General features: G+C 37.8%; 8 protein-coding genes. 1 reads left to right on the top strand and 7 read right to left on the bottom strand.

The genetic code is table 11. From position 1 onward, the window contains the following. Window positions 1–377: 377 nt before the first annotated feature. The 5 genes from ACH59B_RS12480 to ACH59B_RS12460 all read right to left on the bottom strand — a co-directional run bounded on the left by ACH59B_RS12480 (window position 378) and on the right by ACH59B_RS12460 (window position 7,447). Window positions 378–1,247: an SMP-30/gluconolactonase/LRE family protein gene (locus ACH59B_RS12480; protein WP_017426924.1), complete on the bottom strand. Its 870-nt coding sequence runs from the start codon at window positions 1,245–1,247 to the stop codon at window positions 378–380. Between the two features lie 57 nt (window positions 1,248–1,304). Further along, complete coding sequence (locus tag ACH59B_RS12475; RefSeq protein ID WP_404303897.1) at window positions 1,305–2,486, bottom strand: serine hydrolase domain-containing protein; 1,182 nt, start codon at window positions 2,484–2,486, stop codon at window positions 1,305–1,307. A 131-nt stretch (window positions 2,487–2,617) separates the two neighbouring features. After that, window positions 2,618–5,041, bottom strand: a complete 2,424-nt coding sequence (locus ACH59B_RS12470; protein WP_193190651.1) for a glycoside hydrolase family 3 N-terminal domain-containing protein — start codon at window positions 5,039–5,041, stop codon at window positions 2,618–2,620. Window positions 5,042–5,077: 36 nt separating this feature from the next. Next, window positions 5,078–6,451 carry a PTS transporter subunit EIIC gene (locus ACH59B_RS12465; RefSeq protein ID WP_016820933.1) on the bottom strand — a complete coding sequence of 458 codons (1,374 nt, stop codon included), beginning with the start codon at window positions 6,449–6,451 and terminating at the stop codon, window positions 5,078–5,080. A gap of 15 nt (window positions 6,452–6,466) precedes the next feature. Next, on the bottom strand, window positions 6,467–7,447 hold the full coding sequence (locus tag ACH59B_RS12460; protein ID WP_193190653.1) for a family 43 glycosylhydrolase: 981 nt from the start codon (window positions 7,445–7,447) through the stop codon (window positions 6,467–6,469). A 430-nt stretch (window positions 7,448–7,877) separates the two neighbouring features. On the opposite strand from ACH59B_RS12460, the gene ACH59B_RS12455 reads away from it, so the two are divergent. After that, a complete protein-coding gene (locus ACH59B_RS12455; protein WP_102998097.1) occupies window positions 7,878–8,888 on the top strand; it encodes an AraC family transcriptional regulator in 1,011 nt (336 codons plus the stop codon). 135 nt (window positions 8,889–9,023) lie between these two features. Here the strand turns inward: ACH59B_RS12455 and ACH59B_RS12450 are convergent, their stop codons facing one another. Both ACH59B_RS12450 and ACH59B_RS12445 read right to left on the bottom strand, forming a co-directional pair. After that, the gene (locus ACH59B_RS12450) at window positions 9,024–9,737 is read right to left on the bottom strand and encodes a glycoside hydrolase family 16 protein (RefSeq protein WP_017426919.1); all 714 of its coding nucleotides are present in this window, start codon (window positions 9,735–9,737) and stop codon (window positions 9,024–9,026) included. Between the two features lie 197 nt (window positions 9,738–9,934). After that, window positions 9,935–11,842, bottom strand: coding sequence for a carbohydrate-binding protein (locus tag ACH59B_RS12445; protein WP_404303894.1), 1,908 nt, complete (start codon window positions 11,840–11,842; stop codon window positions 9,935–9,937). Window positions 11,843–13,054: the final 1,212 nt, after the last annotated feature.

Raw genomic sequence — 13,054 nt, 5'->3', positions numbered from 1 at the left:
CAAATACTCTAAAATATCAAATCAACACGTATTTACTGACCTATCTTAATATTTTTTCTCACACTAAACTTGAAACAAAAATAACCCTATAAAATATATCTATGGGTAGTATGCTTTTTATGCGCATAATATTGCTTTTTGATTAGCCATGAGTTCCTTCTTTTAATCGATAATTTAAATTCCCTGTAAACTAGCACAATAAAACCTAAGCACTGATACCATAATTCGTAGTATCAATAGCTTAGGTTTTGGTTTCGTCCAGTATATATTTTAAAGCTTTTAATAAATATCAACTAACTTTTTCTGATAAAGCACACGGAAAAGGTTTCTGAATTAAAGACATGTCAGCTTTTTAATATTTAAATAACGTTAGAAAGTTATGGCAGACCTGCACCTGGAATCTCTACGTCAACAATTTCAATTCGAGAGCCGCGTTTAATCTGAGCAGCCTCAGGGTTACTTAAGGTATCTACATCTAAATCATTATGCGCATCAACTGTGACAATGAATAATGTCCTGCGCTCAGGTCCTCCCAACATGCATGCTAAAGGTGTAGTTGATACTTTTATGCGGTGAGTTACTTCACCACCTTCACGTAAACGAATCACCTCACCCCTATTTGGAGTAGCAGCCCAGATAGCACCTTCAGCGTCAAGACAAATCCCATCAGGACCAGCTTCCATATATGCCCAGACACGGCGTCCTGTTAGTGATCCATCCTCCTCAATGTTAAATGCAACAAGCTGTTTCGCAAACGTGTCAGCCGCTATAAGCACATTTCCGTCAGAAGTAATAACCATTCCATTGGGACAAATCATTTCATCAGCTACAACACGCACATCCCCTTCTGGGGTAACCAGTGTTATCCATGCTTCTACTTCTTGGCCAGGCTTATAAGACCGTACGTCATAACCATAACTTCCAACGTAAGCACGTCCCTTATGATCGACTACCATGTCATTAATACCCACCGCTAACTTGCTAAGGTCTGCTACTATCGACAGCCCACTCGGGTCCTGTCGCAATATTCGGCCATCTCCTGAAACTATAAGCAACCGACCATCAGGAAGCCACCCTAATCCTGATGGCAAGTTTGGCACAATAACCACACTCTCAGCCTTGCCACTGAAATCAACATTCATCACCTTTTTACCAAATATATCTGAAAACCAGAGTTTACGCTCGTGCCAGCGTGGACTTTCACCCCACACCAGTTCATCCAAAAGAATTTTAGTTCCATAATTCATAATATACATCTCCTTATCAATATACATTACTTCCAGAAACAAAAAACTAACTTGGATTTATTTGCAACATGAACTTAGAATAATATTGCGCAGCTTTCTAGTGAGTGTCGTCGTTCCCGCATCTTTTTTTTGCATCATGAATAGGAATGTTAAATCGTCCTCTGGACAATTACAAAAATATGCCCCAAGCCAACCATCCCATCCATATTCCCCAAGACATCCCAAATCTCCAGCTTTACTGCAATCTGTCATTACACGCATTAAGTTTCCATAACTGTGTCCGCTTAACGTTAGCCATTCATCAAAGCTTTTCTGCTGTATCTCATTTAAAGTTCCTGATGTCAGATATTTCACTGTTTTAGGTCGCAAAATCTGAACGTCGTCAAGATTTCCTCCATTCATAAGCATTGTAGTAAATTTTGAGTAATCATCTATTGTAGACGCAAGTCCTGCTCCTCCAGATTCAAATGCCGGATCCATATCCATCTGATTAATAATACCCAAATTATTTCCGGTATAAGGCTGTAATTTACCTAGCCCATTGTCTTCATATGCTCTTACAAGACGGTGCCTTTTCTCTGATGGTATCCAAAAACCAGTATCCCACATTCCTAGCGGTTCGAATAATTCCTTCTTTAAAAATTCTCCGTAACTTTTACCACTAGCTATTTCTATAACTGCCCCGAGTACATCTGCAGAGGTCCCGTAATTCCAAGAAGTTCCTGGTTGAAAGGCAAGGACGCACTCTCCTAGTCTGCTCATAGCTTCCACAGTACTCATTGGAGAATCCCCTAATAGCCTATTTTTTATCTCTATAAATAATGCTTCAGTATCCCGACCAGCTCTGTTATCCCCGCCGTAAACCAAGCCTGAGGTCATTGAAAGCAAATCTTTTAAATTTACTTCACGCACCGCCGGAACCAGCTTGCCTCCCTCATCAACCATCTGTTTTTTAAAACTAGGAATATACTTACTTACTGGATCATATAAATCTATATCGCCTCGCTCTAGTAGTATCATTACACCAGCAGCTGTAACAGGTTTAGTCATAGAATACAGTCTGAAAATGGAATCTCTTTTTATTGGAATTCCAGCTTCCTTATCTGCCCAACCATCTTCATGGTAGAAAATTTCTTTTCCATCTTTGATAATCATTAAATTTGCGCCGGCTATGTAGTCATTGTCTATGCTATTTCTTAAAGTTTTTTTTATCTGACTGATTTCTGTATCATTAATCATTTTGGACCCCTCCATATTCCTACTATTTACTGTACTTTGCTTTTATAAAACAATTGGAAAATAAGATATAGCAGATTATATACTAACCTGCTATATCTTACCGATTGCATATTTAATTAATTGTTGGGAACCTATTCACTGATTTTATAAGAGGCGTAATATTCCCTATTCTTACTTTGCGTGTAGCCATCTTCTAAAATATAGACATTCGTTTTTAACCGGATATCCTCCGAAGAAGAGCCAATCATCACATCAAATTCCCCTGCTTCTATCTTCCATTTCAAATCTTCATCTAGGAATGCAAGTTGACTAGGATCAATATAGAAATCTACTTTTTTCTTTTGTCTAGCTTCTAAAGGTATTCTACAAAATCCAACCAATTCCTGTGCTGGTCTAACTAAAGATGCCACTTTATCACATACATAGATTTGGGCAATTTCAACACCAGCTGTATCCCCTGAGTTTTCTACTTCAAAACTAATATGAAACTTCTCAAATGGTTTTATCTTTGATTTTTCTGTTTGTAGATTATGATAATCAAATGTAGTATACGATAAACCATAACCAAAATAATATCTTGGAGTATGGGGAAGATCGATATATCTAGTAAATGGGGAACCGGTTTGAACATGATAACTTGATCCCTGACTGTGGTTATAATAAAGTGGCGCTTGAGCCGAACTATATGCAACAGAAACTGGAAGTTTACCACTTGGATTATTTGTACCAAGAATTGTTTCTACAATAGCTTGACTGCCAAACTCCCCAGGGTTCCATGCTTCAATAATTGCAGAAGCATATTTATCAGCAGCATCACTAGATATAGGCCTTCCATCTAAATGAACAACTATAAAAGGAATATCACTCTCGCCTAATTTCATTAAAAACTCTTCTTGGCATTGAGGAAGATTAATACTACTTGAATCAATTCCTTCTCCTGTTGAGCATGATGTTCCCCATCCATATTTTCCGCCAACCGTAACAATTGTAACATCAGATTCTTTCGCAAGTTTTAACGCATCTTCATGATGACGAGTATCATTACCTACATACGGATAACCATACTGATATTGAATATCAGAGTTTGGACAACATTGCTTAAACTGTTCTAAAATATTCCTACAATGCTTATAAGCTTTACTTGCAACTTGTTCAAGCTTTGGAATTTCTACATCAATAATACTTCCAGGATATGTGTCTTTCTTTTTATTTCTCCAAAGCACGTCATCTGTTTGTACTTCAATACCTGCCATCGTATTTCTAGCACCCATAGCAAGTTCTAATACGCTACCATATGAATACCCACCGAATAAGCTTCTTGTAGATCTTGCATTATGTCCAATTATAGCTATTTTTTTATCGGCTGCATCTAATGGTAAAATTCCATTATTTTTGAGAAGAATTAATGATTCTCTTGCATATTTCAAACTAATTTTTTTTGATTCTTCTTTATTAAATACTTCTTCTATTTTTTCATATGAAGAAGGAAATGGATTTTCAAAAATTCCGAGTCTAAACTTCTCAGTTAAAACTCTTAATACTGTTTCATCTAGAAGCTGAATATTTATTGTACCTTCTTCCAATAGTTGAATTAAATTGTCCCCATAAGCACTTGGTGTTGGTAATTCTAAATCAAATCCAGCATTCAATGCTTTTACTGCAGCTTCATTCTTTCCTTCACAGACTTTCATTCGTGTAAAAAGCTCTTCAATAGAAGCATAATCTGCGACAAGTAGCCCATCAAAACCCATTTCTTTTCTCAATAGGTCTTGCAATAAATATTTAGATGCAGCTACTGGCTCACCATTTACACTTCCGTATTGATTCATGACTGAGCGAAGATTTCCTTTGCTAATTGCAGATTGAAACGGCTTTCCGAAAATCTCCTGCAACTCCCTCTCAGGAACATTAGTCGCAGCAGCATGTATTCCGCCTTGCCCAGCATGATAACCAATAAAATGCTTGCTAGTAGCCATAATATTATATTCATCATTTTCTCCAGAATTTTGGATACCTACAACATATGAAGTTCCTAGTGCAGAAACAAGAGTAGGGTCCTCTCCATAACTTTCTCCTTGACGACCTAAGCGCGCATCTCGAGTGACATCAAGAACTGGAGCTAATGCATGTTTAATTCCAATTGCACTCATCTCTTTTCCAATTACTTTCCCTGCTTCATACTCAAGCTCTGGATCCCAGGCAGAGCCTCTACCAATGCCTGTAGGGAAACTTGTTGCTTCTGGCATCAATGCCCCTGTTAATCCTTCAATATGAAAAAGAGCAGGTATATCAAATCGACTACGTTCCATTACTTTTTTTTGATAGTCTCTAAGCTTATCGGCTACCATTTCTTTCGAATCATCCCATGCAGCAGCCAAAAAAGCTATTGCACCAACCCCATAGTGAAAAGAATTTTCTAAATTCGGACCATTTTTATCCTTAGGGTTATAGCATTGCAACTGAGCAACTTTTTCTTCTATGCTCATTCTATGAATTAAATCCTTAGCACGCTCTTCTGACGATAATGTTATATCTTTATATCTAAATTCATTCATTGATAAATCCTCCCTGTTTACTTCAGTGCTTCTAAGCTAATCGTTCGCTCTCGTTGTAAAGTATGTTAAAACTGCACTGAGAGTAAAACTCACGAAAAAGCAGATAAAAAATCCTATGAGTGGCCCTGGATTACCACTAGGGTCCATTTGGGCGCCAAATGTTAAAATTCCTCCAACAGCAGCTGGTGAAAATTGATTTGTTCCTAAAATTGTATTCAATGGTCCAGCAATTCCTCCAGCAATCATTGCGCAAATAAACGGTTTCCTATATGGCAAAGCAATCCCGAAGATGGCTGGTTCAGTAATACCAAACAGTGCAGAAGTCATGGCCGAATAACCAGTAGCTTTATTTTCTTTTCGTTTATTCTTAAGTGCAAAACCAAGCGCAGCTCCAGCTAATGCCCAAACTCCCATACCTAAAATCGGGCTCAACGCATTAGAGCCATTTCTTAGGGTGATATCGGTCAAAATAGGAATAAACGCATAGTGTAATCCAAAAAGCACACAAAGCTGCCAAAAGGCACCGAATATTACACCAGTAGCTAAAGGGAACAAATTATAAACTCCCATAGTACCATTCGCTAATAACTCACTTACTTTTACAAAGATTGGTCCAACTACCATGAATGTGAAAGGTACCATTACCAAAAGTAATATCATAATTTTAAGGAATTCTAAAAATGGAGGTATAAACCTTTCTAGATACTTCTCAAGTTTTGCAGCAATAAAAGTACTAAACATAATAGGAAAAATCGAATTACCGTATGATGTTAAAATAACTGGAATTTTAAAAAACGTTAAAGCTGTACCCTCATCATGTAATTTTACAATACCTGGGAATACCAGTGATGCTCCTATTGCAGCAGCAACATAAGGGTTTGAGTCAAATGTTTTCGCAACTGAAAATGCTACAATTATGGGTAAGAAGTATAAGAAAGCATCATTTATATTTTGCAAAATAATAAAAGTACCATCTGTTGTCTGCAATACGCCTGCCATAAGGAATATAGCCAAACAACCTTTAATAATGCCCACCGCGGCCATTGTTGGCACTAATGGAAAAATCATTTTCATAAGCGATCTAGATAGCCTATTAATCAAACTTGTTTTATTTTTTGTTTTAACTTTATCAATTTTTTCCTTGATATGATCTTCATTAGCATTGCCTTTTAATATAGAATCAACTTCAGCATAAACATCTTTAACAACATTACCGACAATTACTTGATATTGCCCACCAGCTTTCATAACACCCAGTACTTTATCAATACCTTTGATTTCATTATCATTGGGAATTGATTCATCAGCTAAAACAAATCTCAATCTGGTTACACAGTGCGTAACACTTACAATATTCTCTGGTCCTCCAACTTTTTCAATGATTTCTTTTGCTGAATCTTTTAAATTCATACAAACTGCCCCTTATTAAAAATTGTTTGGATTCCATTCCGACTTCCATTGGATTACTGGGATATTCCCTTTAAATTCTACAGGTAGCCAGACATAATCAGACTCACTTGTATTAATATTCCATGAACTCTTCTCTTTTTTTCTTGTTAAGTCAACAACCCACCGATCCCCAATCGCAATGAATAAATCTTGATTAGGTACTTTAAATACACTACTTATTTGGGAATTGAAAGTGTTCTTTTCTGTATCCTCTATACACGGATCTCCAATAATATACCAAGGTCCATGCATATTATCTGCTTTGGCACTGAGCGTTTGATTAGGATAATAAGCAGTTGTCCCAGACGTAAACATAAAGTATTCATTCTCTCTTTTAAAGACAGCAGGTGCCTCACGTGCTAATGGAGGTGAACTAAAATGCAAATGCGTTGAATATTTTCCTGTTAGATTTTTATAGTCGTCAGTTAAATCTGCAATTACAATTTCTGTATGGACTTTTCCAAAGATAATGTATGCTTGATCATTATCATCAACAAACAAATCAAAATCACCACTGCTCATATCTAAAGGAACTATCTTATCAATAAGTTTAAACTCTTCAGTGATACTTTTTGATGTAGCGATCCCCATATATTGATAATTCCAATCTCGTGGATTCTCATCTGTCCCTGCTAATTTCATCCACATTACAAATTCTTCATTTTTTTTGTTATAAATGATATGGGGACGATCCATAATTCTAGAAGGATGTAACGGGTTATTAACATCTGAAGGCGCCTTCAGAATAGTTTTTTCAAATTTCCAATTTATTAAATCCTCAGATGAATAACAATTAACACCATTATGCCAAACGCCACTACCCGGAATTGTATTTTCCTTATTTTCCCCATACCAGTAATAGACACCATCTACATACATTACAGAACTACCATGAGCTTGTATACGCTTACCTTTTGTATCAAGCCAAACCTGACCTGGTCGAATAGAATTAGACATTTAAAACTTCTCCTTATAAAAGATAATAGTTAAATCCCTACTCTTACATTATTAGATCTAAATACGGAAAATTTAAATATATCCTATATTGAAACTTAATGTTGGTCTCTTTTTTAATTACAGGAATTACCCCTTTCAACACTCATATAGCTCCTTGTTCACACTTAATAATAAGTCAACTGACAATAAATACGTTTTCTGTAAATGAGTGTTTTCGTTGGATATACTAACTGATAAAAACTATAGTTTTAGATGAAATTATATAGACGTCTCTATATTTGTGACCTCAAGGAAGCTATTAAATAATTCCCTTGAAGAAAGGATAGCATTTTCTTAATTGCTCTTTAATATCAAATAAACACATATTGACTGACCGATTTTAATATCATAACCTATTATATAATGACTAACCTTGAAAGGGGTTTCAACTATGAATCACGATGAATTAGATAGAATGCTTAGAGTTTTAACAGAAAAAGAGCTAAAATATAAATCAAATCCTGTTATATCGGAAAGATATAAAAAAATGGAGATAATTAACTGTGAAGGGCATGATGCTTATTTATTTGATGATAATGATATGAATATGGGCGAAAATATCACCCCACGTAAACATACACGATTTGTTGAAGTACCCATGCATGTTCATACTTATATCGAACTTAGTTATGTATATTCAGGAGAATTTACAGAGGTCATAAAAGATAAGACTGTAAAACTGAAAGAAGGACAGATATCTATTATAGATACAGGAATTCCTCATTCTATTTTACCAACTACTGAAAATGACATTATTATAAATATATTAATGAGTAAAGAATACTTTTCAACTGCCTTTCTTAGCAGGCTATCAAGTAAAGGCATTATCTCAGAGTTTTTAATTAATGCTATTTCTGATAAGAGGGATCATGATAATTATATAATATTTAATTCCGAAAATAACAAAAAAATCCCTATATATATAAGGGAGCTTCTTTGTGAATATTTTGATAAATCTTTATGTTCAAATGAAATCATTGATTGCTTTATGGTGCTTATATTTTCTGAATTATTGAGGGTATTTCAGTACGACTCTAGCCACTCTAACTCTAAATCATTAAATAATGCACCCGTTATAGAAATACTTAACTATTTAGAGAAAAATTATATGACATGTACTTTGATTTCCACAGCTAAGCAGTTCAATTTTCATCCAAACTATCTAAGTAATTTAATTAAAAAAACTACTAATAGATCTTTTTCTGAAATTATATTACTTCAAAAGTTAACTAGAGCCTCTATCTTACTTGAAAATACTGACGTTCCTATTTATGGGATCGCAAACGAAATAGGTTATAACAATTTAAATTTCTTTTACAAAAAGTTCAAGGAATATTTTGGTGTAACACCAAAAGAATTTCGAGACAATTCTATTTCTAAATCTATTCAAAAATTTAAGTGAAAACACTTGCTTTTTTGAAGTTTTTCATAACATCATTATGCTAACTAAAAAATCCCCTAGCGGGGTCTATTCAGCTATCTCTACCTGGACAGGCAAAAGCAGCCCTATAGGGCTGCCTCTTCTGCTGTAATCATACTAATTGCTCGTATATTTTACCCAGTCATATTCGGCGTACAGCGGATTTGCTCCATTATATGACCCTAACCAGCTATCTACTCCGGTACCATTCCATAAATTCATCATAATTTTGCCTGGCGTACTCGGAATATTCGTGGTTGCTGTATGTTTCAGAACACCGTCAACGTACCATTTAATATACCCTGGCTGCCAATCGAAAGCATAGGTATGGAAGCTCGTTGAAGCATCAAAGCCAAGATTGATAATTTTCTCGTGCCCACCGACTCCATTGGTATAATAGTTAAACTGTACTTTTGTCGTGTCCTTTCCTAAAAATTCGATATCTATTTCATCCCATTGCGTGCCATGGGAAGGTCCTGTATACGTGAAAAAGGATGAGACAATTCCCGTGTTTTTAGCAGGCTTCATGCTGACCTCGTACAGGCCATATCCGTAATTGTTCGTTGATCGGTACTCCCCACAATCAAATTTGTTGTTCGCCGGACTCGTTAAACTCAGCTTGAGCTTTCCATCATTCGTAAAGTTAACATTGTTGGCACGCCAAGTGCAATTGAACATCTGCCCATTGGAGTACCCATCTGCCTTTTGCCAAGTACTTGAATTAAAATAACTTAATGGTTCCCAGAACACATTCCCCGCAAATGCGCTTACCGAAAAAAACAGAGAAATCACACCTGTGATCATCAGCGTAAACCAAGACTTCTTCTTCATCATACACCTCCAAGGACAATTTCAAATATGAATGAAAGTTGTGGAACGTGGTTTCCAGCAAACGTAATATGATCTGCCGAAAACCAAATAATAGAGCTTGCCTGGACATTTACCCGCTAATAGCGTTCTCTTGGAATAACAGGGCGGGTCCCTCGATTTTGCAAAAGCTCCAAAACAACTACTGTTTATATGAGCGATCATAATGAAAATTCAATAAAATCCACGTAGACATCCCAAGTGCCGTCATCACTCGTCAAGGCGAGTTTGATCTCCTGATCTCCAGTAGCGTGAGTAATATTGGACAAGGTTTGGACAGTCGGCGTTTTGCCCGTGAAATTGAAGGAACCTACAGTTACTCCGCCAATAACCAAGTCCACCTTGGCCGTACCAGCATTGCTTGAAGCCCCCCGCACTGAGATATTATGCGTAGAGTTGGCAAAATACTGTGAATATGATACATAGTCAGCATTGGCATACAAAGCGACCCCGTCAAACGGTGCACTGATCTTGCCTGCATAAGTGCCGCCAATCTTCATATTCTCAGCTTCAACCTTGGTTATCGTATTCCCTCCCGTGTTGGGAGTGAACTGCCAGGCATCCAAATTCAACAGATTGCCGCTGCCTGACCCAGTAAACACCAGATAGATGTTGTGAACCCCCGTTGCATTATTGATCGTGGTCTCTACTTCTCTCCAGGTCTGCATACCTCCAGTTGAAGGTACTTTCAAGGAGCCGACTAGAGGGCCTGTTTCACTGTCAAGCCGTACTTCAATGTTGCCACCGACATTAGTGGCCACATTAGCTTTGAATGTCTTCGCTCCGGCAGAGCCAAAATCAGCCTTCCCGACAGCGATCCAGTCTCCATTATGGATGTTGGTCACATTCAGATTGCTAATCGGGCCGCCACTGGCTTGTGTGGGTTCGGTCGTAACGCCTGCTTGCCAGGCAATGGTCTCCGCTTCAACTCTGGTATATGGGTTCATATTGGATAGCTGAGCGATTCCTGTCATATTCCCTTGCACCTCAGAGATGCTTCCGTCCTCCTTGTGCACCAGCTTATTAATATGCGGAGAGCGATAGCCTTTTCCAGCTCCAATTTGAGCCTTGCTGACCGTTTGGGCATGGTATACGACATACCATTCATTCTTAAAATTAAATACAGCATGGTGGTTGTTGCCTCCAACGCCGAAGAACGTATACGGATTTTTTAGGAAATGACCTTTATAAGTGAAGGGACCCATCGGGTTGTCGCTAACCATATAACCGATTTCACCTGCAGGGTACTGTTGAGGGTGTGTTCCGGCAAAGTTGATACAGTACGAATAGTAGTATTTGCCGTTGTATTGATGAATACCGGAATCTTCAAACAGGTAAGGAGCGTCTATAGTGGTGGCGCTTCCAATAACGCTGGTCATATCTGCGCCTAATTTGATGACTCTGGCGGTTTTAGGATTTGCAATGGAAGCCGGATCCGACTCATTAGGGATTCCCCCACCGCTATACAGGTATCCCGTGCCATCATCATCTACCAGTACAGCCGGGTCAAAAAGCCAAGTCACGCCAGCCATCCCAGGTGTACTATGTGTCACAAGCGCTTTGCCAAGGGGATCTGTCCAAGGTCCGATAGGCGTGTCTGCTGTTAGGACACCAATACCTGCTCCCCCATTGGCAAAATATAAAAAGAACTTGTCTCTGCCATTTATTTTTTTATGCGCAACTGCTGGAGCCCAAGAGTTAGAGGCCCATCTGGCAATGCCTCTTCCACTGTTTTTGTTGTTGGCACCTGCGACTGGTATCGTTCCGTGATCCGTCCAGTTCACCATGTCTGTAGAGGATATGACCTGGATACGATCCAGCGCACTGAAGTCGTTCTCTTTAATCGATCCATCCTTGTTATACACGTACGTATCACTTGACATGTAAATATACACTCTTCCATCATACACCAATGAATAGGGATCAGCTCCCAATTTATGATCCATTAGAGGATTGGAATTTCCAGATAGCTTTGCCAGTGGTCGATTGGCAGCATCTACATTTAGCATGGGAAAGACGCTGAGCAATAAAGCGAAGGAAAGAAATAAAACTAGACATTTTCTAATCATAACATAACCTCCGTTTTTTATATGGTCTAAAGCTGAGCTATCCGTAAATTTATCAAGCTTAAGAATATGCTCAGACCTCTACCCGCAAGGAGAACTGACGTAAAGAGTGGTAAGGGATAGAAATAATTTGAAACCGCTTACAAATTATTGTTTGGAAACGCCCTACAAGAGAAGTCAATACTTACTTATCTCTGTCCTTATGCTGTGAACTTCAGTATTAATTGAATAAAGTATAGAATATAAAATATTAAGTACTAATATGTAATTCGATTCATAATAATGGATTTATTTGGAATGATCATACCATACTCTATCACATATAACAATATCATTCTAATTTAAAAGAGCACACCAATAGGGATGTAACCTACCGATTTACTCTGTGAAATACTGACGTTTTTCCGTAACCGTTTAAGTATAATATTTGCCCTGAGTGGGTTGAGTTTGATTGTAGGCGAGCAAATTAAGGGCAGACTGTCTGTTAGGGTTATTGAGCAAAATCCACCCGCTAAATACATCACAATTTAGGCTTGATCCACCGAAAGTTGAGTTAGGTTATTTCTAAAATCGGGCGCTCTCCTCTGTTGGACAGCGCCGATTTACAACCTTGATTAAGGCAAGATAACTACCATCGGTATCGTTCCGATGAGGAAGATCCAGAAGCATTGTCTCTTCAACCTGGTTATCGTCTAACTCATAGCTGTTTGTCAGGCATAAACGAATATGATTATTGCATATAGCGTTCGCCATCCATGACAATGGTTTGTCCAGTGAGATAACCAATTTTCGGATTGGCAAGCTGGAGCACAAGCTCTGGATCACTTCTTTTTAGCTCGCACCATATATCAACAAAAGCAAGCTCATAAAAAATTGAGTGGATTGTATATCCTTATAGCTGAAGCTTATTATCACCAAAAAGATTTTGAGACCGCTTCGTATTGCTACAGGCAAGGCCTTCATGCTCAATGACAAAAAACCTCAGGGCTCCTTCTAGATGGATAAGGTCCCTGAGGTTTAATCATTTATATTCATTTATGGCTCATAACGCTTAATAACGATGACCGATTGTGGCCACCAATGCCGAAGGGATTGGATAGCCCGATATTTTAATGAGGCTTTACGTGCTTCGTGAGGCACATAGTCCAGATTAACCGTTACCGAATGAGTGCTGGAATTCGCTTTTTTTTCAAATGGTGAAAAGCAGACTGAGCA

It is taken from the genome of Paenibacillus sp. DP01, assembly GCF_044784315.1.
Taxonomy (GTDB): Bacteria; Bacillota; Bacilli; order Paenibacillales; family Paenibacillaceae; genus Paenibacillus; species Paenibacillus polymyxa.
Note: the sequence above shows the minus strand (reverse complement) of the source record. Positions and strands in the feature narration are given on the sequence as shown.